General features: G+C 68.7%; 21 protein-coding genes and 3 pseudogenes. 12 read left to right on the forward strand and 12 right to left on the reverse strand.

The window, feature by feature from the left end; translation table 11 throughout:
* Window positions 1–100: 100 nt before the first annotated feature.
* The 6 genes and pseudogenes from ACV095_RS04310 to ACV095_RS04335 all read right to left on the reverse strand — a co-directional run bounded on the left by ACV095_RS04310 (window position 101) and on the right by ACV095_RS04335 (window position 3,966).
* Window positions 101–1,501: an MBL fold metallo-hydrolase gene (locus ACV095_RS04310; RefSeq protein WP_478222965.1), complete on the reverse strand. Its 1,401-nt coding sequence runs from the start codon at window positions 1,499–1,501 to the stop codon at window positions 101–103.
* Window positions 1,502–1,611: 110 nt separating this feature from the next.
* A pseudogene (locus ACV095_RS04315) lies at window positions 1,612–1,881 on the reverse strand (thioredoxin family protein); the annotation flags it as partial.
* Window position 1,882: 1 nt separating this feature from the next.
* Window positions 1,883–2,179, reverse strand: a complete 297-nt coding sequence (locus ACV095_RS04320; RefSeq protein WP_018768797.1) for a rhodanese-like domain-containing protein — start codon at window positions 2,177–2,179, stop codon at window positions 1,883–1,885.
* Between the two features lie 53 nt (window positions 2,180–2,232).
* A pseudogene (locus ACV095_RS04325) lies at window positions 2,233–2,573 on the reverse strand (rhodanese-like domain-containing protein).
* Between the two features lie 20 nt (window positions 2,574–2,593).
* Window positions 2,594–3,352, reverse strand: coding sequence for a sulfite exporter TauE/SafE family protein (locus ACV095_RS04330; RefSeq protein WP_018768795.1), 759 nt, complete (start codon window positions 3,350–3,352; stop codon window positions 2,594–2,596).
* On the reverse strand, window positions 3,349–3,966 hold the full coding sequence (locus ACV095_RS04335; RefSeq protein WP_018768794.1) for a rhodanese-like domain-containing protein: 618 nt from the start codon (window positions 3,964–3,966) through the stop codon (window positions 3,349–3,351). The genes ACV095_RS04330 and ACV095_RS04335 overlap by 4 nt, the downstream gene beginning before the upstream one ends.
* 124 nt (window positions 3,967–4,090) lie before the next feature.
* Between ACV095_RS04335 and ACV095_RS04340 the strand changes: the two genes are divergently transcribed.
* Together ACV095_RS04340 and ACV095_RS04345 are read left to right on the forward strand one after the other, a co-directional pair.
* Window positions 4,091–4,348 carry a metal-sensitive transcriptional regulator gene (locus ACV095_RS04340; protein ID WP_018768793.1) on the forward strand — a complete coding sequence of 86 codons (258 nt, stop codon included), beginning with the start codon at window positions 4,091–4,093 and terminating at the stop codon, window positions 4,346–4,348.
* A 45-nt stretch (window positions 4,349–4,393) separates the two neighbouring features.
* Window positions 4,394–4,798, forward strand: a complete 405-nt coding sequence (locus ACV095_RS04345) for a DUF302 domain-containing protein (RefSeq protein ID WP_056392781.1) — start codon at window positions 4,394–4,396, stop codon at window positions 4,796–4,798.
* Window positions 4,799–4,876: 78 nt separating this feature from the next.
* Here the strand turns inward: ACV095_RS04345 and ACV095_RS04350 are convergent, their stop codons facing one another.
* A complete protein-coding gene (locus ACV095_RS04350) occupies window positions 4,877–5,647 on the reverse strand; it encodes a CDP-alcohol phosphatidyltransferase family protein (protein WP_478222966.1) in 771 nt (256 codons plus the stop codon).
* Between the two features lie 41 nt (window positions 5,648–5,688).
* Window positions 5,689–6,102: a hypothetical protein gene (locus tag ACV095_RS04355; protein WP_018768790.1), complete on the reverse strand. Its 414-nt coding sequence runs from the start codon at window positions 6,100–6,102 to the stop codon at window positions 5,689–5,691.
* Window positions 6,103–6,262: 160 nt separating this feature from the next.
* Between ACV095_RS04355 and ACV095_RS04360 the strand changes: the two genes are divergently transcribed.
* Both ACV095_RS04360 and ACV095_RS04365 read left to right on the forward strand, forming a co-directional pair.
* Complete coding sequence (locus ACV095_RS04360; protein ID WP_018768789.1) at window positions 6,263–6,808, forward strand: YceI family protein; 546 nt, start codon at window positions 6,263–6,265, stop codon at window positions 6,806–6,808.
* 38 nt (window positions 6,809–6,846) lie between these two features.
* Window positions 6,847–8,208 (forward strand): phenylacetate--CoA ligase family protein, encoded by a 1,362-nt coding sequence (locus ACV095_RS04365; protein ID WP_478222967.1) that lies wholly within the window; start codon window positions 6,847–6,849, stop codon window positions 8,206–8,208.
* Window positions 8,209–8,249: 41 nt separating this feature from the next.
* Here the strand turns inward: ACV095_RS04365 and ACV095_RS04370 are convergent, their stop codons facing one another.
* Window positions 8,250–8,996, reverse strand: coding sequence for an ABC transporter permease (locus tag ACV095_RS04370; protein WP_478222968.1), 747 nt, complete (start codon window positions 8,994–8,996; stop codon window positions 8,250–8,252).
* A 140-nt stretch (window positions 8,997–9,136) separates the two neighbouring features.
* Here ACV095_RS04370 and ACV095_RS04375 point away from each other — a divergent pair, with 140 nt between their 5' ends.
* The 3 genes from ACV095_RS04375 (at window position 9,137) to ACV095_RS04385 (ending at window position 14,509) form a co-directional block, all read left to right on the forward strand.
* Window positions 9,137–11,710: a DUF4118 domain-containing protein gene (locus ACV095_RS04375; RefSeq protein WP_478222969.1), complete on the forward strand. Its 2,574-nt coding sequence runs from the start codon at window positions 9,137–9,139 to the stop codon at window positions 11,708–11,710.
* A complete protein-coding gene (locus tag ACV095_RS04380) occupies window positions 11,707–12,390 on the forward strand; it encodes a response regulator (RefSeq protein ID WP_144601359.1) in 684 nt (227 codons plus the stop codon). The genes ACV095_RS04375 and ACV095_RS04380 overlap by 4 nt, the downstream gene beginning before the upstream one ends.
* Window positions 12,391–12,532: 142 nt before the next feature.
* Window positions 12,533–14,509, forward strand: a complete 1,977-nt coding sequence (locus ACV095_RS04385; protein WP_018768784.1) for an APC family permease — start codon at window positions 12,533–12,535, stop codon at window positions 14,507–14,509.
* Here the strand turns inward: ACV095_RS04385 and ACV095_RS04390 are convergent.
* The gene (locus ACV095_RS04390; protein ID WP_478222970.1) at window positions 14,478–14,918 is read right to left on the reverse strand and encodes a hypothetical protein; all 441 of its coding nucleotides are present in this window, start codon (window positions 14,916–14,918) and stop codon (window positions 14,478–14,480) included. The genes ACV095_RS04385 and ACV095_RS04390 overlap by 32 nt on opposite strands.
* 166 nt (window positions 14,919–15,084) lie before the next feature.
* Between ACV095_RS04390 and ACV095_RS04395 the strand changes: the two genes are divergently transcribed.
* The gene (locus ACV095_RS04395; protein WP_018768782.1) at window positions 15,085–15,603 is read left to right on the forward strand and encodes a GNAT family N-acetyltransferase; all 519 of its coding nucleotides are present in this window, start codon (window positions 15,085–15,087) and stop codon (window positions 15,601–15,603) included.
* A 3-nt stretch (window positions 15,604–15,606) separates the two neighbouring features.
* On the opposite strand, the gene map is transcribed toward ACV095_RS04395, so the two are convergent.
* Window positions 15,607–16,380, reverse strand: a complete 774-nt coding sequence (map, locus tag ACV095_RS04400) for a type I methionyl aminopeptidase (RefSeq protein WP_478222971.1) — start codon at window positions 16,378–16,380, stop codon at window positions 15,607–15,609.
* Window positions 16,381–16,520: 140 nt separating this feature from the next.
* On the opposite strand from map, the gene ACV095_RS04405 reads away from it, so the two are divergent.
* Genes ACV095_RS04405 through ACV095_RS04420 form a run of 4 tightly spaced genes read left to right on the forward strand, consistent with a single transcriptional unit; the run spans window position 16,521 to window position 19,541 of the window.
* Window positions 16,521–16,871, forward strand: a complete 351-nt coding sequence (locus ACV095_RS04405) for an ArsR/SmtB family transcription factor (protein ID WP_018768779.1) — start codon at window positions 16,521–16,523, stop codon at window positions 16,869–16,871.
* On the forward strand, window positions 16,868–17,572 hold the full coding sequence (locus ACV095_RS04410; protein ID WP_478222972.1) for an aquaporin: 705 nt from the start codon (window positions 16,868–16,870) through the stop codon (window positions 17,570–17,572). The genes ACV095_RS04405 and ACV095_RS04410 overlap by 4 nt, the downstream gene beginning before the upstream one ends.
* A complete protein-coding gene (locus tag ACV095_RS04415) occupies window positions 17,569–18,954 on the forward strand; it encodes an FAD-dependent oxidoreductase (protein ID WP_478222973.1) in 1,386 nt (461 codons plus the stop codon). Before ACV095_RS04410 ends, ACV095_RS04415 begins: the two co-directional genes overlap by 4 nt.
* Before the next feature lie 38 nt (window positions 18,955–18,992).
* The gene (locus tag ACV095_RS04420; protein ID WP_478222974.1) at window positions 18,993–19,541 is read left to right on the forward strand and encodes a DinB family protein; all 549 of its coding nucleotides are present in this window, start codon (window positions 18,993–18,995) and stop codon (window positions 19,539–19,541) included.
* Between the two features lie 169 nt (window positions 19,542–19,710).
* Here the strand turns inward: ACV095_RS04420 and ACV095_RS04425 are convergent.
* Window positions 19,711–20,540: pseudogene (locus ACV095_RS04425) on the reverse strand (oxidoreductase).
* Between the last annotated feature and the right edge of the window lie 12 nt (window positions 20,541–20,552).

The following is a 20,552-nucleotide window of genomic DNA, read 5'->3' on the forward strand; positions in this document are numbered from 1 at the left end:
GGGCACGCCCGGGCCGGGTCCGGACGCGCGGGGGACGCGCCCGGACCTGAACCCGGGCACGAGGGGGGGGGTCCTGCCCGGGTGGTCTTGGGTGGAGTGGCTAGGCGGCGGGGACGCTGTTCTGCCAGGCTTTCCAGGCGGCGTAGCTGCCATCGAGTTCGACGACGTCGTACCCGGCCCGGCGCAGGGCGCTGGCGGCGACGGAGTTCCGGACGCCCGACTGGCAGTAGGACACGATGGTGCCGCCGGCCGGCAGTTCATCCAGGTGCCACATGAGGCGGCCGCCGCTGAGCTGGTACGCGCCCGGGACATGCCCGGCCTTGTACTCGGTCTTGTTGCGGACGTCCAGGAGCATCGCGGCGTCGAACTTCCCGAGTTCCTCCGGCTGGATCAGCTTGGGAGTGAAGGTGGGCAGGCCGTCCATGCCGGTGACGTAGCCGGCCACGTTGTCGATGCCCACCCGGACCAGATGGTCCCACATGTCCTGGGCCTGGTCCCGGTCCTTGGCAAGGAGCACCAGCGGGTTCTTGTCCGTTTCCGGGTTGACCACCCAGGCGCCGTAGCTGGCCACGGACTTCCCGGCGGGGACGTTCAGGGACCGGGCCACAGTGCCGCGGTGCACTTCGTCATTGGAACGGGTGTCGATGAACGTCAGCGTGTCCTCCGCCAGGCCCTTGGCCACGACGGCGGTGTCCAGTTCCTTCAGCGGAGCGCGTTCGCCCACGACGGCCGGCCCCACGCGGTTTTCGCGCTTCATGCGGCCGAAGTAGGCGTGGGCGTCGGGCTGGCCGTCCAGGAGTTCATCGATGAAGCCCTGCTCGTCATTGGCGGCGAGGTACGGGCCCCACCAGGCGTAGAGGCGTTCGTAGCCCACGGTGGAGGACGGGATGGCGCCGAGGGCCTTGCCGCAGGCGCTGCCCGCGCCGTGCGCGGGGTGGACCTGGACGTAATCCGGCAGGGTCAGGAACTTGTCGCGCAGGCTGGCGAAGAGCTGCCTGGCGCCCACGAAGCGGGTGTCCACGCCGCCGGCTGCTTCGTCCAGCAGGTCAGGCCGGCCCAGGTCGCCGGAGAACACGAAGTCGCCTGAGAGCAGGTAGCCGGGCTGGTTGCTGAACGCGCCGTCGGTCACCAGGAAGGACAGGTGCTCCGGGGTGTGGCCCGGGGTGTGGACCGCCTTGATGGTGATGTTGCCCAGGGTGATGGTGTCGCCGTCGTACAGCCGCTCGCCGTCGAATTCGTACTGCCAGTCCGGGCCGCCCTCGCCGGAGACGTAGATCCTGGCGCCGGTGGCAGCGGCAAGTTCGCGGGTGCCGGAGAGGTAGTCGGCGTGGATGTGGGTCTCGGTGACGGCCACGATCTTCATGCCGTTTTTCGCGGCGAGGTCCTGGTAGACGGCGATGTCGCGGCGGCCGTCCACCACGATGGCTTCACCCTTGGCCTGGCAGCCGATCAGGTAGCTGGCTTGGGCCAGGTCTTCGTCGTATATGCGTTCGATAAGCATCTGGTGCTCTCCTTCGGGTGAAAGGGGATGGAGGGGGTTCTGAATCAAGTATAGATACCCCCCGGGGTATAACGCAACGAGGGGAACAGGACTGATGTGCCGCCGGTGGCTCAGGCGTGCTGGTGGCCGGCTTTGGCGCGGAGTTTGGCCATGTCCAGGTTCTTGACGGCCTGGATGACTTCCTCGAGGCCGGTGGCGTTGAGTGCTCCAGGCTGGGAGAAGACGAGGGTCTTGTCCTTGAAGGCCATCAGGGTGGGGATGGAGGTGATGTTTGCTGCGGCGGCGAGGGCCTGTTCGGCTTCGGTGTCCACCTTGGCGAAGGTGATGTCCGGGTGGCGTTCGGCGGCGGCGCCGTAGGTGGGGGCGAACATGCGGCAGGGCCTAGGTGGTGGGGAGTCCGGCGCGGGTCCACGCGGTCATGCCGCCGGCCATGGTGTCCGCCTTGTAGCCGACGCCGTTGAGGGCTTCAGCGACGGCGGCACTGCGGTTGCCGCTGCGGCAAATGGCGATCACGGGCACGGCCGGGTCCAGTTCGGACAAGCGGGCCTGCAGCTCGCCCATGGGGATGTGCAATGCGCCGGGGATCATCCCTTCGGCGACTTCGAAGTCCTCGCGGACGTCAAGGATCCGGGCGGTGGAGCGGCGCTGGTCGGTTTCGGTGATGGTGATTTCAGCCATGGTGGTTCTCCTTTGAAGTGGTTTCGGCTGGGTTGCCGGGTGGTGTTGCTTGCCTAGCGGACGGGCTCGCCGGCTTGGCGCCATGCGGCCATCCGCCGCGTACCGAGTAGGCGTCGTACCCCCTGGCGGCCAGGAGGCGTGCTGCTGAGGCGGACCGTACTCCGGAGGCGCAGACGGCGATCACGGGGCGGGTCTTCTGGATCCCGGCGGTGCTGGCCTGCAGCCGGTCCAGGGGGACGTGCTTGGCCTGCGGCGCCCGGCCGGTCCGCCATTCCTGGGCTGACCTGACGTCGATCAGGGTGGCCCCCGAGCCCAGGAGTTCCTTGGCCTGCGCCACGGATACCGTCTTGTAGGGCTTGCTGAAGGCTTTTTTGAGGGAATCGATGAGTCCCATGGTGTTCTCCTCTTGGTGGGTCAGGCGGTGACCGTGCCGGCGGTGACCCATGCCGCGACGGCGAAGATGAGTACCGCGAATGAGATGCGGATGTGCTTGTCATGCAGGCGGCGGGCCAGCCGCGCGGCGACGACGGATCCCAGGATTGCCGGGACCGCGAACGCCAGGGTGGTGGCCCAGTCGACGGTGTAGCCGGCGGCGTGGGCGCTGAAGCCGGCAGCGGAGTTGACCACGATGATTGCCAGTGACGTTCCGACGGCCTGCTTCATGCGCAGGCCCAGGAAGATGGTCAGCGCCGGGGTGATGAGGAAGCCGCCGCCCACGCCGAGCAGCCCGGTGAGGAACCCGACGAGCAGGCCAACGCCTACGGCCTTCGGGGCGCAGGAGCGGAACGCCCGGTGCGGCCCCGTGCTGCAGGACCCTTCGGTTTCACGGGGTTTCATCAGCATCCGGATGCCTGCGGCCACCATGATTCCGGCGAACGCCAGCATCAGGAGGTTCGGGTCCAGCAGCTTGCCCACGGCCGCGCCGGCCCAGGCCGCCGGAATCCCGGCGCCGCCGACCAGGGCGATCACGGGCCAGTTCAGGCCCTCCCGGATCCTGGGGAGCAGGGCCGTGAGCGAGGATACGCCCACCACCAGCAGCGACGTCGGAATCGCCTGGGCGGGGCTCATGCCCACGCCGTACACCAGGGCCGGAACGGCGATGATGGAGCCGCCGCCGCCCACGACGCCCAGGACGATGCCGACGACAAGCCCCAGGCCCAGGGCCGGAATCATGCCGCGGCGTCCTCTTCTGCTGCCGGAACGGGAAGCTGGAGGATGGCGCTTTCGCGGGTGGGCTCCTTGGCGGCCTTGTTCCACGGCATGGCCGAAAGGGCCTTGCCCATGGCGCAGGTGTTGGTTGCGGCCGAGAACGTCAGGCCGGTTCCGATGGCGCCGGCAAGCATGCGGACCTTGGGGGAGACGAACTTGCCGCCCACCAGGCCCAGCATCACCAGGGAGCCGGCGGCCAGGCGGACCTGGCGCTCCAGGTCCCAGCGGTCCTTGCCCTTGACCACGTCGCCGCCCGCGGCGGCGAAGCCCGGAACGCCGCCGGTGAGGACGTAGGCGGTGTCGAGGCCGACGGTGGCCATCCGCTGCCGGGCCTGCTCGGCGCGGACGCCGGACTGGCAGACCAGGACCACGCGTGAACCCAGCCGGGCGGCGAGCTCATCGGTGTGCTCCGAGAGCAGCGGCAGCGGCACGTTGTAGGAGCCGCGGATGTGCATGGACTCGAATTCGGCGGCGGAGCGCACGTCGATGACCACGAGGTCCTGGTGCTCCGTGAACCAGGACCGGAGGGTTTCGGGGGCAAGCGCTTTAACGGCGGTTGCTTTTGAAGGGGAAGTCATTGATGCCTCTCGGAAGGGATGGGCTGGATACCCCACCGAGTATCACAGATACCCCCGGGGGTAGTCAAAACACCCGGAGGGGTATACAGTTGACGGGAGCACCCCATCAATGGAGACCCTTCTTATGGAACTGAACCCAACCGAACTCACGCCCGTGATCAACCGCCTCAAGCGCGCCCAGGGACAGCTCGCCGCCGTCACCCGGATGCTTGAAGAAGGCCGGGACTGCAAGGACGTGGTCACCCAGCTGGCCGCCGTGTCCAAAGCCCTCGACCGCGCCGGCTTCGCCATCATTGCCACCGGGCTGGAGCAGTGCATCACGCAGAAGGACCAGACCATGGACCGGAAGGACCTGGAGAAGCTCTTCCTCTCCCTGGCCTAATCAGCCTGCATTATCAGCGGACCGTCGAATATCCCGAGGAGCACCATGACGTACACCCTGGCCACCACCGTGTCCCTGCCCTGGGCGGAAGCGCTGGAGCGCACCCGCGAGGCCCTTGCGGCACAGGGCTTCGGGATCCTGACGGAAATCAACGTCCGGTCCACCTTCGAAGCCAAGCTGGGCGCCGAGGCCGCGGACGCCGTCGGGGATTACGTCATCCTGGGCGCCTGCAATCCGGCCCTTGCCAGCCGTGCCCTCGCAGCCGAGCCGGAAATGGGTGCGCTGCTGCCCTGCAACGTGGTGGTGCGGCGTAAGGCCGATGCCACCGAGACCACCGTCGAGGCCATTGACCCGCAGACCATGGTCCAGCTCAGTGACGCTGCCGCGGTCAAAGAGGTTGCGGACGACGCCGGCGCGCGCCTTCGGAAGGCCCTCGCCAGCCTGGGGTGAGGCAGGGGAAGTCCGCACCAGACTTCTTGTGGCGACGCGCTTGAACACCTGCGACGCGCATATTCCCTAGCGCTCGGGCTATTCGGGCAGCGCCGGGGAATGTGGGTGTCGAAAGTGAGCGTGGGCAGCGGGAAGCTCTCGGGAGCGGTGGCGGATCTCCAGCTGGACCACATCGCGCGTGAAGGAATACGTGAGCAGCGCCAGCGCCACCGCCGGGAAGGCGGCAGCCCACGGGATACCAGGGACAAGCGCCACCAGCAGCGCCAGCGGTTGGAAGGCCCCGATGGCCTTGCGGGAAACACTGGGCGGCAGCGGCTCACGCAGGTGCGGCCGGAAGAATCCCGTGGCCGTGAACACGTAGTACATGCCCCCGATCGCCAGTGTCCACGTGCCCGCCACCGCCGCGGCCGCGATGGACAGCACAAGCACCAGCGCGGCGTCGGTGGCGGCATCGAAGCGTGCCCCCGCCGGGGATGCGGTTCCGGTCCGCCGCGCCACGGCGCCGTCCAGCCCGTCCAGCAGGAAGGCGACGCCGCCCAGGGCCGGCACCAGGAAACTGCTGCGCCCGGTGAACAGTTCCGGGACGGCCACCACGGCGCAGAGTGCCACCAGGACGGCACGCAGCAGGGTGACGCGGTCTGCCGGAGTTGAGAGGCGCGGGATGCGCCGCAGGACAGAGCCGACGGCGGCCGCGGTCACCAGGGCGCCCGCACACAGGCCTGCCATTTGGAGGACCGGTCCGGAGGCGGACAGGGATGACAGCCACAAGGCCGGGAGCGCGTAGGCGGCCAGGGTTGCCACCGCGTCAGGCATCGCGTGCCCGGACATCGCCCATCCGGCTGCGCCCATCTGCCACCTCCCCCGCATGCTGGCAACTGACCCGGCGATCGTCACGGCCGGCGACGCCCGGCACGGACCCCCGTGCCGTCGTCGGCCCTTCTCCCGCGGCCGCTACGGACCAGGCCCGCCAGAGCCAGCAGCGATCCCGCCCCTTCGGCGACGGCGCTGAGGGTTTTCGAGAAGAACCATACGGGATCGTACATTGCCGGAATCGGACCTATGGCCGGGATGTCCACGTATCTGTAGAGCATGACGGCGGCGAAGGCGCTCAGTGCCACCGCCAGGGCGAGTGCGTAGGCGGCGCGGCTGCCGCGGACCAGGACATAGAGGCCGGCCACCAGGGCCGCCGCGGCTTCGAGCAGGAACAGGGTGCCCTGGCTGATGGTGCCCGGCTGCGCGGCCTGGTAGCCCGGGGCCAGGAAGAGATGGACGCCGGCATCGATGAACAGCGCCAGGGCGGTCAATAAACGTAGAGCCACGTCTATGTATACGCCCGAAGTTCCCTCCCGGTTCACCCCGGACCCTTATATCTGCGGGTTTTATGGGGAATATTTAGGGGCATCCGCAGTCTTGCCCCTGTAGCGGGCAGCGAAGCCTGCGGCCCTACGAGTAAGGAGAATGACAATGACCCTTCCCCAGGAACTCACGCCGGGAACATGGCTCCTGGACATGTCCCACAGCGAGATCGGCTTCAGCGTCCGACATGCCGGAATCAGCAAGGTCCGTGGCCGCTTTACCCAGGCCAGCGCCGAAGCCAGGGTGGGGCGGTCCCTGGAGGAGTCCTCGGTGCATGCCACGGTGTCCACGGCAAGTTTTGACTCCGGTGACGCCAACCGTGACGCGCACGTGAAGGGCGCGGACTTCTTCGACGTCGAAAAGTATCCCGAAATGACGTTCCGCGGCACCCACATCGAAGGGGACGGGGAGGAATACACCCTGACGGGGGACCTGACCATCAAGGGCGTGACCCGGCCGGTGGAGCTTGAGGTTGAGTTCACCGGCGTCGCCGTGGATCCCTTTGGCGCCACGCGGGCAGGATTCTCCGCGGAAGCCGAAATCAGCCGCAAGGAGTTCGGGCTCACCTGGAACGCCGCGCTGGAAGCCGGCGGCGTGCTGGTCAGCGACAAGGTCAAGATCAACCTCGAGGCGGCTCTGGTCAAGCAGGGCTGACAGGCCGGACCGCGGCAAGGCAACGTCAGGCAACCGCCGTGGACCTCCGCCTGGTCCCCCGCGTGCTGTTCCTCCGGGCTGCGTGGCGGAAACGGGACCGCTGGGACGCCGCCCGGATCGCCGCACACCAGGACCATGCCCTGACGGAACTGCGCCGGGCGGCCTACGCCGGCTCGGAGTTCTACCGCCGCCACCATGCCGGCCTGCACGACGCTCCGCTGGACCGGCTGCCGCCCGTGACCAAAGCAGACCTGATGGAGCACTTCGATGAGGCCATCACCACCCCGGACCTGACGCTGGCGGAAGTGGAAGGCCATCTGCGGTCGCTCGTCGAGAGCGGTGGAGACCCCGGACTGCCATGGAAGGGCCGCTGGTGGGCGGCGGCGACAGCCGGGACCACCGGCCGGCGCGGAACGTTCGTCTGGAACCGCGCGGAGTGGGCTACCGTCCTGGCCTCGTACGCCCGCGCGAACGACTGGGCAGGGTTTACCCTGGGGCAGACCCGGCCGCTGAAGGTGGCCCTGGTCAGCTCGCGGGTCCCCACCCACCAGTCAGCCGTCGTCGGCGCATCGGTGCGCTCCGGAGTGGTCCCCACCCTTCGCCTGGACGTCACCGCACCCATGGAGGAGAACGTCGCCGCCCTCAACCGGTTCCAGCCCCGGGTCCTCGTCGGTTACGCCTCAGCGCTCAAACCCCTGGCCGCGGAACAGCTGGCAGGGCGGCTGCACATCGCGCCGCAGGGGGTGATGTCAGCCTCCGAGGTGCTCAGCGCCCAGGCCGCAGCGGAACTGGAATCCGCGTGGGGCAGCGCCCCTTTCGACGTCTACGCCGCCACCGAAACGGCGGGGATCGCATCCCCCTGCACCTACCGGAACCGCCACGTTTACGAGGACCTCCTCATCATCGAACCCGTGGACCAGGCCGGCAACCCCGTCCCGGCGGGGACAACCGGGTCCAAGCTCCTGGTCACCGTCCTGTTCTCCCGGACCGTGCCGCTGATCAGGTACGAGATGTCGGACACCGTAAGGCTCGGCGGCAGGGGCTGCCCCTGCGGACGCAGTTTCACCGTCATGGAGGATATCGAGGGGCGCATCGAGGACGTCCTGCAACTGCCGGGCAGGACCGGCACCGTCAACGTGCACCCGAATGTCTTCCACCAGGTCCTGGACCAGGCGGCCGTCGCAGGCTGGCAGGTCATCCAGGAACCGTCCGGGCTGCGGGTGCTGCTGGCCGGACTCGCACCCGGGCAATCCGAGGAAGGCGTCCGGGCTGCGGTGACCGCCGCCCTTATGGCTGCCGGCGCGGCGCACATGCCCGTGGACATCCGGCTGGTGGAGCGGCTTGAACGGACCGCCCTGGGGAAAGCACCATTCGTGCGCGCCTGGAAAAACCGGCCGTAAGGTGCCCCCGGACGGAGGCAACCGGCCCGTTGACGCCCGGCCTACACCGGTTCCGGCCGCACCTTCACGTTGCCCAGCGAGCGGATCAGAGCGACGGCGGTGATGGACCCGGCCGCCATGATCGAGGCCAGCACCACCACCTGGAACCGGCCGGCCTCCAGGGGTGAGGCGCCGCCGAAGATCGCGCCCACGAACGCGCCGGGAAGGGTGACCAGCCCGGTGGTCTTGGTTTGGTCAGTGGACGGGATCAGGGCCGAGTGCACTGCCTGCCGCGCCTGGAGCAGGGTGGCCTGCCGGGGCGTCGCCCCCAGCGCCAGCCAGCCCTCCACCTGGTCCCACTGCTCCAGGACGGCCTCGAAGAAACGGCGTCCGGCCAGGGTGGCGATGGTCATCGAGTTGCCGATCACGATCCCGCCCACGGCCAGCAGGTACCGCGGCGCGAATTCGATGGCGCCCGTTCCAAACACGACGGCCACCGTCACCAGGATGCCGGCAGCCATGGTCACCGCCACCAGGGCGAAGCGGCGCCAGGACCAGCTGAGCCTTCGTGTTGCCGTCACGGACGCCACGGTGAACATGACCAGCAGGGCCACCCCCACCCACAGCGGGTTGCTGATGACGCCGCCCAGCACCAGGCTGATGGCAGCGAGCTGGGCTGCCCCGCGGAGGATGGCCAGGGCAGGGGAGAGGTACGACGGCGTCCGCGCGCCCCAGAGGATTCCCACCGTGAGTGCCGCCAGGATGGCAAGGGCCACCAGGGTGGGCAGCAGGGCGGAAAGGGCGGGCATGCCGCCAGCTTACTGAGCTACCGCGGCTGCCCCTGCCACGCCCGCTCACACCCGGCAGGTTTTGCTCGAGCGCCCGCCCACGTCTGACCCGCGGAGGCAGCGGGTTGGTCAGTATGGCCGGAGGGGATAAGACTGTGGGTATGGCACGGGGAACGCTTCGGATCTTCCTGGGTGCGGCCGCGGGGGCCGGCACCACGTACTCCATGCTGCGCGAGGCGCACCAGATCCTGGCCGGCGGCAGGGACGTCGTGGTCGGCATCGCCGCCGCGCACGGGAGGCCTGACACCGGGCAGCTCCTTGACGGGCTCGACGTCGTGGCGCCGCGCCTTCTGCCCGACGGCAACGGGGCGGAGGTACCCGAGCTTGACCTGGACGCTGTGCTGGCAAGGAAACCGGAGGTGGCCGTCGTCGACGAGTATGCGCACGTCAATGCTCCGGGCAGCAGGAATACCCGCCGCTGGCAGGACATCGAGGAGCTTCTGGCGGCGGGGACGGACGTGCTCACCACGCTTGCCGTCCAGCATGTGGCATCGCTGAAAGACGTCGTCGCCGCAATCACCGACGAACCAGACGGGGAACCGGTCCCGGACGCCGTGGTGCGGCGGGCAGACCACATCGAGCTGGTGGACATATCGCCCGAACTCCTGCGCCAGAGGGTTGCAGACGGGAAGGTTGTGCCCAGGGACAGGATCGACGCTGTCCTGGCCAACGAATTCCGGCTGGGCAATCTCATTGCCCTGCGTGAAATCGCCTTGATCTGGCTGGCGGACCGGGTGGACGAAGGGCTGGCGGGCTACCGGAAAAGCCAGGGGATCACCGCCACCTGGCCGGCCCGCGAGCGGGTTGTCGTCGGACTCAGTGGAGGCCCCGAAGGGGAGCTGCTCATCAGGAGGGCGGCCCGGATCCTGTCCCGGGTCAACGGCGGGGACCTGCTGGCGGTTCACGTCCGGCGCGCCGAAAGCACGGCCGCGACGCGAGGGCAGCTGCTGGACGCGCAGCGGCGCCTCGTCGCCGACCTCGGCGGCACCTGCCATACGGTGTCCGGCGAGGACGCAGCGGGGTCCCTCCTGGAATTCGCCCGCAGCGTCAACGCCACCCAGATCGTCATCGGCGCCTCACCAGGGACGCTCCGGAGCAGGATCCTCGGTATCGGTGCAGGCGCCAAAGTGGTCCGGGGCTCGGGCGATATCGACGTGCACATCGTCTCCCTTCCCCAGGGCGGCCCTGGATTGCCGGGGCCATCTCCCGCGGCGCTCAGCGGCAGGCGCACGCTGATCGGCTTCGTCCTGGCTGTGGTCCTCCCGGTCCTGGTAACGGCGGCGCTGTCCCGCAATCCGGAGCTCAACCTCGCCACCCACGCACTGGTCCATCTGACCGGGGTGATGGCCGTGGCGTTCATCGGCGGCCTGTGGCCTGCGGTGCTCGCCGCCGTCCTGGACTCGCTGCTGCTGAACTACTTCCAGACGGACCCGGTGGGAACGCTCAATATCAGCGACCCGCAAAACGTCTTCGCGCTGCTGGTCTTCCTCAGTGCCGCGGTGGCCGTGTCACTGGTGGTGGGCCTGTCCGCAAGGCGCGCCCGGGAAGCCGCACGGGCCCGCGCGGAAGCCGCCACCCTCGCGGACCTCGCCCACGATGCCCTCCTGGCCGATGACACCGTTGCAGCGTTCATGGGCAAGGTCCGGGAAACCTTCCAGGTCCGTTCGGCCGGGCTCTTCACCACATCCGGGGACAAAGACGCAGCATGGGAGCTCCAGGCGTTCTCCGGGGAGGCGCCTCCTCCCTCCCCGGACACGGCAGGGTTGACGGACAGCGTGGAACTCGCCGACGAACGGACAGCCCTGGTCCTCTCCGGGCGAACCCTCACCGCCGGGGACCGGCTCCTCCTGTCCGCCCACGGCGCCCACCTCCTGTTGCTGCGCCAGCGCCATGCCCTTCAACGGACACTGCAAAGCACCGCCAAAATGGCCGAGGGCAACAACGTCCGCACGGCCATCCTGCGGGCGGTCAGCCATGACCTGCGCACGCCGCTGGCGGGGATAAAACTGGCCGTAACGGCCCTGCGGCGCCAGAGCCGCAGGCTTCCCGATGAGGTGCAGGCCGAGATGCTCGAGACCGTCGAGTCCTACACCGAGCGCCTGGACGCCCTGATCGCCAACCTCCTGGACATGTCCCGGATCTCCAGCGGTTCGGCTGCGCCACTGACAGCGCCCGTCACGTGGCGTGATGCAATCGAGGACGCGCTGCGCGGCCTCCCGGCGGACCGGATCCGGGTGGAGCTTCCCCCGGACATGCCTGCGATCTATGCCGACCTGGGGATGTTGGAGCGGGTCATCGCCAACATCGTGGAAAACGCGCTTAAATACGCGCCGGCGTCCGACGTGGCCATCGTCGGCGTTTCGACGCGAACCAGGGGAGTGGTCGACGGCGGCGCCCCCTTTGGCGAGTTGCACATCGTCGATCACGGGCAGGGCGTGCCCGCTGCCGCCGTCGAGGGCATGTTCCAGCCCTTCCAGCGCCTCGACGACGCCCCCGCGGGACTCGGGATGGGGCTTGGCCTCGCCGTCGCGAAAGGCTTCACCGAGGCCATGGGCGGTCACCTGCTGGCCGAGCCGACCCCGGGCGGGGGACTGACCATGGTCATCCGCCTGCCCCAGGTTGCCGCACCGGACGTTTCCACCCCTCGCCGGAAAGCAGGCACCAGCACCTCATGAGGACAGTATTGATCGTTGACGACGAGCCGCAGTTCCTGCGTGCCCTCCAGGTCAACCTGGAGGCTGAGGGCTACCGGGTGCTGACCGCCCTGGACGGGGTGGCCGCCCTGAAGCACGCGGAAGGCGGCCATCCGGATGCCATGGTGCTGGACCTCGGACTGCCGGACATCAACGGCGTGGACGTGATCACCAGGATCCGCCGCACCAGCAGCATGCCCATCATCGTGCTTTCCGCCCGGCACGGGTCCGTGGACAAGGTCCGGGCCCTGGACGCCGGGGCGGACGACTACGTCACCAAGCCGTTTGGCCTGGACGAACTCCTGGCCCGGCTGCGCGTTGCCGGCCGCCGGAGCGGCACGCTGGACGTGGCGGACGGCGGGGCCGCCATCGATGTGGGTGACTTCCAGGTGGACCTGGCCAACCGGAAGGTGACCCGGGCGGGGGACCCGGTCCGGCTCACCCCCCGCGAGTGGGCCATCCTGGAAATGCTGGTGCGGAATCCCGGCCGGCTGATAACGCAACAGCAGATGCTCGCCAGGGTCTGGGGTCCCGGCTATGACAACGAGACCCACTACCTGCGCGTCTACATGGGCCAACTGCGGCGCAAACTGGAGGCGGATCCCGCCCGCCCCCGCCACCTGCTGACCGAGGCCGGCATGGGCTACCGCTTCGAGCCGTGACCTGCCGCCGGACCGCTCCGGCCGCCGTCGAACATCACGCGTAAAGGAAACATCAAGAATTCCCTTTCTGGCGCTTCCGCCAATTTCGCCGGTGCTAGCTTCGCAATGATCGCGGTGCAACGGGCAGCGCGGAAAGGCAGACATGACCACGTTGAGCAGGCCCCCGGCGGATCCTTCCGCCACCCACCCGCACGGAAGGGAGGCGCTGAAGGACTGGCTGCTGTTCGGGCTGCAGGACAGCAAGGGCACCCACCAGGGCCCCGGCGGTGTTCCCACCCAGCACGAAAAAAAGCACTCGTGGTGGCAGGTCATGTGCCTTACCGGCGTGGACTACTTCTCCACCCTGGGCTACCAGCCGGCCATCGCCGCGCTGGCAGCCGGTGTCATCTCCCCGCTGGCCACCCTGGTCCTTGTGGCCGTGACACTGTTGGGTGCCCTGCCGGTCTACCGCCGGGTTGCCGGTGAAAGCCCCCGCGGTGAGGGCTCCATTGCCATGCTGGAGCGGCTGCTGCCCCGCTGGGGAGGAAAGCTCCTGGTGCTGGTCCTGCTCGGGTTCGCCGCCACCGACTTCATGATCACCATGACGCTCTCGGCCGCCGATGCCACCGCACACCTGATCGGCAACCCTGTTGCCCCCGGTTGGCTCCAAAACCAGAACGTCCCCGTAACGCTTTTCCTGCTGGCCCTGCTGGCTGCCGTCTTCCTGCGCGGGTTCAAGGAAGCGATCGGCGTCGCCGTCTTCCTGGTTGTCCTGTACCTGGGCCTTAATGCGGTGGTGGTGGTTGCCACCCTGATGCAGGTGGTCTCCCACCCGGTGGCGATGGGCGACTGGTGGACGAATCTGTGGGTGTCCCACGGCAACCCCCTGATGACAGTGGCCATCGCACTGCTGGTGTTCCCCAAACTGGCGCTGGGCCTGTCCGGCTTCGAAACCGGCGTTGCCGTGATGCCGCAGGTCCGCGGAGCGGCGGATGACACGGAGGAGAACCCGGCCGGCCGAATCCGCGGAGCCCGGCGCATGCTCACCACGGCTGCGGCGATCATGAGCGTGTTCCTGCTGACCACCAGCTTCATTACCGTTGTCCTGATTCCGGAACAGGAATTCCAGCCCGGCGGCCAGGCGAACGGGCGTGCCCTGGCCTACCTGGCGCACGAATACCTGGGCGTGGGCTTCGGCAGCGTCTACGACATCAGCACCATCGGCATCCTCTGGTTTGCCGGTGCCTCGGCCATGGCCGGCCTGCTGAACCTGGTTCCCCGCTACCTGCCCCGCTACGGCATGGCCCCGGAGTGGGCCAAGGCTGTCAGGCCCCTGGTGCTTGTGTTCACCTTGGTCGGGTTCCTCATCACCTTCATCTTCAACGCCGACGTCGACGCCCAGGGCGGTGCCTACGCCACCGGCGTCCTGGTGCTGATGACCTCCGCCGCGGTGGCCGTCACGTTGTCGGCGCGCCGGCGCGGGCAACGGAACCTCACCTTCGGCTTCGGTGCCATCTCCGTGGTGTTCGCGTACACCACGGTGGCCAACATCTTCGAGCGGCCCGAAGGCATCCGGATCGCGGCGATCTTCATCCTGGGCATCATCGTCATCTCCCTGCTGTCCAGGGTCCGCCGGTCCTTTGAGCTGCATGCAACCCGGGTGCACCTGGACCAGCAGGCCCTGGAGTTCATGTCCAGCACCCTGGACGGCCCCATCGCGATCATCGCGCACGAGCCGCTGCGGATGTCTGCGGAGGCATACCGGGACAAGCTTGAGTCGGCCATCGAGGTCAGCCACCTCCCGCTGGCAGGCGATGCCCTGTTCCTGGAAGTGATCGTGGATGACTCCTCCGACTTCGAAACGGAACTGTACGTCCGTGGCGTGAACCGCCACGGGTACCACATCCTGGAAGTCCACGGGCCGGTTGTTCCCAATACCATCGCCTCGGTACTGCTGCATATCAGGGACGTCACGGGGCTCATGCCGCACATCTACTTCCGCTGGACTGAGGGAAATCCCATCACCAACCTGGTGCGGTTCCTGTTCCTGGGCGAGGGCGAAATCGCGCCCGTGACCAGGGAGGTGCTGCGCGAGGCCGTCCCGGACGTCACCCAGCGCCCGTGGGTCCACGTCGGCTGACCGGGGGATACGTCGTCGTCCCGTCCCTGTGCGCAGGGGCAGCCACGTGCGGCACTGTTGCCGCCACCCGCGCGGCGTCCGCCAGGCTGACCGGGACGTCCGCGCGGAAGGCGGCCTCGGCGTCGTCCTCCCGCACGCCCGCCGCCAGCACTATCACATGCACCATGTCGCCGTAGGAATCGTTGCAGGCCAGGATGTCGCCGGGCACTCTGTGCCCCTGCCCGCCCGTCGAGGGCCACGGCTGGAAAATGACCCACCACCCCTCGCCGTCCTGGTCGGGGAAAAGGTAGCCGCCGGCCGGGTGGAGGGCGCGGCCGTTCAGTGCGCGCCCGCCGTAGCCCTCCACGGCCTCGGCTGCCGCGGCAAACCTGACCCTGCCACGGTCATCAGGCGCCTCATCCCACCGCATCTCCGCTCCTCGCCGTCGCGTGCATGTGCTGACCTGCCTCCATCAAAGGACGGTGCACGCGCGGCCGGGGCGGCAGGGCCGTTTTATTGACGGAATATTTACAGCCTGTCCCGCCGGGGAGGTGCCTGGCCCACCACCGCCGTGGTCGGCCACCATAATGGAACCCATGCACAGCCCCGTCACCATCCGCCCCATGTGCCCCGAGGACTGGGACGCCGTCCACGCGATCTACGCCGCCGGCATCGCCACGGGGGAGGCGACGTTCGAGAGCGAGCCGCCCACCTGGGAGGCGTTCGACGGCGGCCGGTTGCCCGGGCACCGGCTGATCGCCGAGGACGCGGGCCGGGTTCTGGGCTGGGCCGCCGTGACGTCCGTTTCGTCCCGGGAGGTCTACCGGGGCGTCGTGGAGCACTCCATTTACGTGGCGCCGGAAACGCACGGCCGGGGCGTGGGCAGGCTGCTCCTCGGTGCACTGATCGATTCCACGGAGGCGGCAGGAATCTGGACCATCCAGTCCAGCATCTTCCCGGAGAACACGGCCAGCCTGGCGCTGCACCGGAAGCTCGGCTTCCGGGTGGTGGGAACCAGGGAACGGATCGCGCGGATCAGCCACGGACCCAAGGCCGGGCACTGGCAGGACACCCTGCTCCTGGAACGCCGCAGCGCGGTGGCCGGGACGGAGTAAGGCCTACCTCGAAGGCAGCGTCAGGATCTCGGCTCCGTCCTCCGTGATGGCGATGGTGTGCTCGGTGTGGGCCGTCCTGCAGCCGGTGGCGCTCCTTAGCGTCCACCCGTCGTCGTCCGTCACCAGCTGGTCCGTGTCCGCCATGATCCATGGCTCCAGCGCGAGCAGAAGCCCGGGCCGCAGCTTGAAGCCGCGGCCGGGCCGCCCGGTGTTGGGCACGTGCGGGTCCTGGTGCATGGTGGAACCGATGCCGTGGCCGCCGAACTGCGTGTTGACCGGATACCCCGCATCAATGAGGACGCGGCCGATGGCGTACGAGATGTCCCCGATCTTCGCTGCCGGCCCTGCGGCGGCGATCCCGGCTGCCAGGGCGCGTTCGGTCGCCTCGATCATGGCCACGCTCTCCGCCGGCCGTGATTTGCCCACGATGAAGCTGATGGCGGCGTCCGCGGCCATCCCGTTCTTGACGACGGCGAGGTCCAGGGTCAGCAGGTCGCCGTCGGCCAGTGCGTAGTTGTGGGGCAGCCCGTGCAGCACGGCATCGTTGACGCCCGTGCAGATGTAGTGGCCGAAGGGACCCCGGCCGAAGGACGGCGCGTAGTCCACGTAGCAGGATTCCGCCCCCGCGTCGGTGATCATCTCCTTGGTCCACTGGTCGATGTCCAGGAGGTTGGTGCCGACGGTTGCACGGCTTTTCATCGCCTGCAGGATGTCAGCCACCAGGGCGCCGGTCTCCCGGGCGCGGGCCACCTCAGCCGGGGTGAGGATCTCGATCATGGTGCGCCCTTCGTGTGCGGCGGTTAGCTCCAGGTGCCATCCTATTTGCCCGTGCGCAGAAGGGTGCAAGGGGCTCTTTCGTACAGCGGAATGTTGGGGTTGCCAAAGACATAGATGAGTGTAAATATTTACGTGTGTCTATGTCTTTGGAGTTGACCCCGGTCCAGGCGGTGGCGTGCTGCGCGCCGCTGGCCCGGGAGCCTTTGTCCCTGCCGGAAGCTGAAGGGATCGCCCCCTTGCTGAAGGCCCTGGCGGATCCGGTCCGGCTGCGGCTGATGTCCATGGTCGCCTCGCATGAGGGCGGCGAAGCCTGCGTCTGCGACCTCAACGATGCCTTCGAGCTGTCCCAGCCCACCATCAGCCACCACCTGAAGATCCTGCATGAGGTGGGTCTGCTGGAGCGGGAAAAGCGCGGCGTGTGGGTTTACTACCGGGCCCGCACCGAGGCCCTGCAGAACCTGGCCGCCCTGATCGGCGGGCAGGCCGCATGACCGGTCTGGCCCGGCGTGCCACGGCAGAGTTTCTCGGCACCGCGTTCCTGGTCATGGCCGTGGTCGGCTCGGGCGTGATGGCCTCCAGGCTGTCACCGGACGACGTCGGCCTGCAGCTTTTGCAGAACAGCCTCGCCACGGGTGCCGCGCTGGTGGCGCTGATCATGGCACTGCAGCCGGTGTCGGCGTCGTTCAATCCGGTGGTGACCCTGGTGGAACGGGCGCTGGGGATGATCGACACGACAACGGCGGCCGGCCTGGTTGCGGGGCAGATCCTGGGCGGCCTGGCCGGCACGGTGGCCGCCAACCTGATGTTCGGGCTGGACGCCGTCAGCTGGTCCACGCACCAGCGCACCGGCGTCCCGCTCTGGCTGGGGGAAGTCATTGCCACGGTGGGCCTGCTGCTGGTCATCTTCGGCACCGTCCGGTCGGGCCGTGCTGACCGCGTGGCGTTCGCCGTCGGCGGCTACATCACGGCCGCCTATTGGTTCACCAGCTCCACCAGCTTCGCCAACCCTGCGGTGACCATGGCGCGCACCGTCACGGACACCTTTGCCGGCATCGCGCCGCCGTCGGCCCCTGCCTTCATCCTGGCGCAGCTGCTGGGCGGCGCCGCCGGTTTCCTCCTGGTCCGCTTCCTCTACCCCTCCTTTGCTGCTGTTTCCGCCGCCCCGGCGGCCGACCGAAAGGTGCTCTCATGAGCCACAAGGCAAGCTCCGCATCCCTCCCCGTGGCCGTCATCGGCGCCGGGCCCGTCGGCCTGGCCGCGGCCGCGCACCTGATGGAACGCGGACTGGAACCCATCGTGCTCGAGGCCGGGCCCACGGTGGGTGCCGCCATCCGCGAGTGGGGCCATGTGCGCGTCTTCTCCACGTGGAAGTACAACCTGGATGCCGCCGCCGTGCGCCTGCTGGAACGGGCCGGCTGGGAAGCGCCCCGCCCCACCGCGCTGCCGTACGGCTCCCAGATCGTCTCCGACTACCTGGAACCGCTGGCCGCCACACCGGAACTCAAGGACCGGATCCGGACCGGGGCGAAGGTAGTTGCTGTCAGCCGGCAGGGCATGGACAAGGGCCGCAGCCAGGGCCGCGACGCCGCCCCATTCCTCCTGCGCATCCAGGACGGCAGCGGGGAAACGTCGGAGCTCCTGGCCCGCGCCGTGATTGACACCTCCGGAACCTGGACCACGCCGGCGCCCTTGGGAGCTTCCGGCCTGCCCGCCCCGGGTGAGGCGGAAGCCCGGGCCGCCGGGCTGGTCACCGGGCCCCTGCCGGACGTGACCGGCGGCGGATTCGCCGGCCGCCGCACCCTTGTCATCGGCTCCGGACACTCCGCCGCCAACATGGTCCTGGACCTGGCCCGCGTGGCCCGCGCCAACCCGGGAACGGAAGTCTTCTGGGCCATCCGGGCCGCCACGCCTGCCCGTGCCTACGGCGGCGGGGACGCCGACCAGCTGCCCGCCCGCGGCCAGCTGGGCGCCCGGCTGCACACCGCCGTCGACACCGGTGCCGTCCAGCTCCTCACAAACTTCCACACCGGCCGCCTCGAAACCCGTGACGGCAAGGTCACCGTGCACGCAACGGATGGCCGCAGCCTCACCGTGGACAGGGTCATCCCGGCCACAGGGTTCCGGCCAGACCTGTCCATCCTGTCCGAGCTGCGGCTGGACCTGGATCCGGCCGTCGATGCCCCCAAGGCCCTGGGCCCGCTGATCGATCCTGACTTCCACAGCTGCGGCACGGTTCCGGCCCATGGCGCCAGGATCCTGGAACAGCCGGAAAAGGACTTCTACCTGGCCGGCATGAAGTCCTACGGCCGGGCGCCCACCTTCCTCATGGCCACGGGCTATGAACAGGTCCGCTCCATCGCCGCAGCCCTGGCAGGTGATACCGAAGCCGCGGACGCCGTGGAACTCGAACTGCCGGAGACCGGGGTGTGCTCCACCAGCCTCCCTACCGAGGCCGGTGACGCCGCCGACACCGCCGGGGACTCCTGCTGCGGAACGTCCGCGCCGGTGCCCGTGACCATCGGCTTCGCCACGGGCCTGCAGCACGGACGCACCGCCGAACCTGCCAGCCTATGATGTGACCACCGGCTGATGCCCAAGGACGGGAGGCCCCGATGACGGAACCGGACAGTGACCCAGTGAAGGCGGACCTGCTGTGGATCGCGGCCGACTTCCGGAACATCGTCCTGGGCGCCAGCGATGACGAGCTGGACCTCCCGTCCATCGGAACGCGGTGGACCAACCGGCAACTGCTCTTCCACATGGTCCTCGGCCAGAACATCACGCTGGCGGGCATACCGCTCCTGGGGCTGTTCTCGCACCTGCCGCCCCTGGCCTCCCGGACCTGGAGCCGCCTCCTGGATTCGTTCGCCCGCCCGTACAACTGGGTGAACTGGGCCGGGAGCGCCGCCGGGGGCCGGGTCCTGAAGCCGGCCGGCATGCTCCGGATGATGGACCGGACTACGGCGGTGATCGTGAACTGGTACGGCCACGCCAACCAGGATGCGCTGGGCCGCGGCATGACGATGCCCACCGCGTGGGACCCGTATTTCATGCCGTGGATGAGCCGCCGGGACGTCCTGGAGTGGGCGCCCAAGCACTACCGTCACCACCGCGCGCAGCTCAGCCTGACCACGCTGCCGTCCCTGCCCCCAGGTAGGTAGCGCGAACTCACCCTCGCACCGGGCCTGCGCCGTTTTGCTGCGACGCGCCTCTTCATTTCCGACGCGCACATTCCCCTTCGCGGCCCTGATTTGGGCTGCGTGGGGGAATATGAGCCGCGAAGATGAAGTTGCGCGTCGCTGAAGCCAGCCCGGCCGGTGGCTGACCGGCTCAGTCCGTGATGTCGGTGCTGGTGCTCAGCTCCTGCCACTGCTCCAGCTCGGCGCGCTGGGCTTCCGCCACCTTGCCGAACGCGCCGAAGGCGTCGGTGCCCAGGACCAGGAGGCCCGGCGGGTTGGCGGATTCGACGACGGCGATGATGGCCCGGGCGGCCTTGTCCGGGTCGCCGGGCTGGTTGCCGTGGGCGGTGTCGTGTTCCTTGCGGCGCTTGCCGGCCGTGTCCGCGTAGTCGTCGATCGCCGTCGAGGACTGGGTCAGCGAGCGGCCCGCAAAGTCCGTCCGGAAGCCGCCTGGTTCGATGACGGTGACGTTGATGCCCAGCGGTTTCAGTCGTTGCGCAGCGACCCTGACATGCCCTCCAGCGCCGCCTTGGTGGCCGCGTAGTAGCCGGAGCCGGCGGGGGTGATCCGGGCGCCGATGGATGAGATGTTCAGGATGGACCCGGCCTTGTTGGCACGCATGCCCGGGAGGACTGCCTTGATCATGTCCACGGCCCCGAAGAAGTTGGTGTCGAACAGGCGGCGGATGTCGCCGTCGTCCGCTTCCTCCACGGCGGCCCGGTAGCCGTAGCCGGCGTTGTTGACCAGCACGTCGATGCTGCCGAACTTTTCCTCCGCCGCCTTGACCGCCGCGCTGATCTGCGCCTTGTCCGTGACGTCCAGCGGGAGTGCCAGCGCGGTGTCCGGGAAGCCGGCCGTGACCTCCTGCAGCGTTTCCACCTTGCGGGCGGTGACGACGGCGTTGTGCCCGGACGCGAGCACGGCTTCCGCCAGTGCCCGGCCAAGTCCGGTGGAGCAGCCTGTAATGAGCCACGTTGCCATGGTTTTTCCTTT

This window comes from Arthrobacter sp. JDC6, assembly GCF_056484025.1.

Bases quoted from the DNA above. Each gene is read 5' to 3' on its own strand.
- ACV095_RS04320 (WP_018768797.1), bottom strand. From the start codon at position 2,179: ATGGCTGAAATCACCATCACCGAAACCGACCAGCGCCGCTCCACCGCC.
- ACV095_RS04415 (WP_478222973.1), top strand. From the start codon at position 17,569: ATGAGCCACAAGGCAAGCTCCGCATCCCTCCCCGTGGCCGTCATCGGC.
- ACV095_RS04310 (WP_478222965.1), bottom strand. From the start codon at position 1,501: ATGCTTATCGAACGCATATACGACGAAGACCTGGCCCAAGCCAGCTAC.
- ACV095_RS04330 (WP_018768795.1), bottom strand. From the start codon at position 3,352: ATGATTCCGGCCCTGGGCCTGGGGCTTGTCGTCGGCATCGTCCTGGGC.
- ACV095_RS04340 (WP_018768793.1), top strand. From the start codon at position 4,091: ATGGAACTGAACCCAACCGAACTCACGCCCGTGATCAACCGCCTCAAG.
- ACV095_RS04420 (WP_478222974.1), top strand. From the start codon at position 18,993: ATGACGGAACCGGACAGTGACCCAGTGAAGGCGGACCTGCTGTGGATC.
- map (WP_478222971.1), bottom strand. From the start codon at position 16,380: ATGATCGAGATCCTCACCCCGGCTGAGGTGGCCCGCGCCCGGGAGACC.
- ACV095_RS04335 (WP_018768794.1), bottom strand. From the start codon at position 3,966: ATGACTTCCCCTTCAAAAGCAACCGCCGTTAAAGCGCTTGCCCCCGAA.
- ACV095_RS04380 (WP_144601359.1), top strand. From the start codon at position 11,707: ATGAGGACAGTATTGATCGTTGACGACGAGCCGCAGTTCCTGCGTGCC.
- ACV095_RS04390 (WP_478222970.1), bottom strand. From the start codon at position 14,918: ATGCGGTGGGATGAGGCGCCTGATGACCGTGGCAGGGTCAGGTTTGCC.
- ACV095_RS04395 (WP_018768782.1), top strand. From the start codon at position 15,085: ATGCACAGCCCCGTCACCATCCGCCCCATGTGCCCCGAGGACTGGGAC.
- ACV095_RS04360 (WP_018768789.1), top strand. From the start codon at position 6,263: ATGACCCTTCCCCAGGAACTCACGCCGGGAACATGGCTCCTGGACATG.
- ACV095_RS04405 (WP_018768779.1), top strand. From the start codon at position 16,521: ATGTCTTTGGAGTTGACCCCGGTCCAGGCGGTGGCGTGCTGCGCGCCG.
- ACV095_RS04350 (WP_478222966.1), bottom strand. From the start codon at position 5,647: ATGGGCGCAGCCGGATGGGCGATGTCCGGGCACGCGATGCCTGACGCG.
- ACV095_RS04370 (WP_478222968.1), bottom strand. From the start codon at position 8,996: ATGCCCGCCCTTTCCGCCCTGCTGCCCACCCTGGTGGCCCTTGCCATC.
- ACV095_RS04345 (WP_056392781.1), top strand. From the start codon at position 4,394: ATGACGTACACCCTGGCCACCACCGTGTCCCTGCCCTGGGCGGAAGCG.
- ACV095_RS04410 (WP_478222972.1), top strand. From the start codon at position 16,868: ATGACCGGTCTGGCCCGGCGTGCCACGGCAGAGTTTCTCGGCACCGCG.
- ACV095_RS04375 (WP_478222969.1), top strand. From the start codon at position 9,137: ATGGCACGGGGAACGCTTCGGATCTTCCTGGGTGCGGCCGCGGGGGCC.
- ACV095_RS04385 (WP_018768784.1), top strand. From the start codon at position 12,533: ATGACCACGTTGAGCAGGCCCCCGGCGGATCCTTCCGCCACCCACCCG.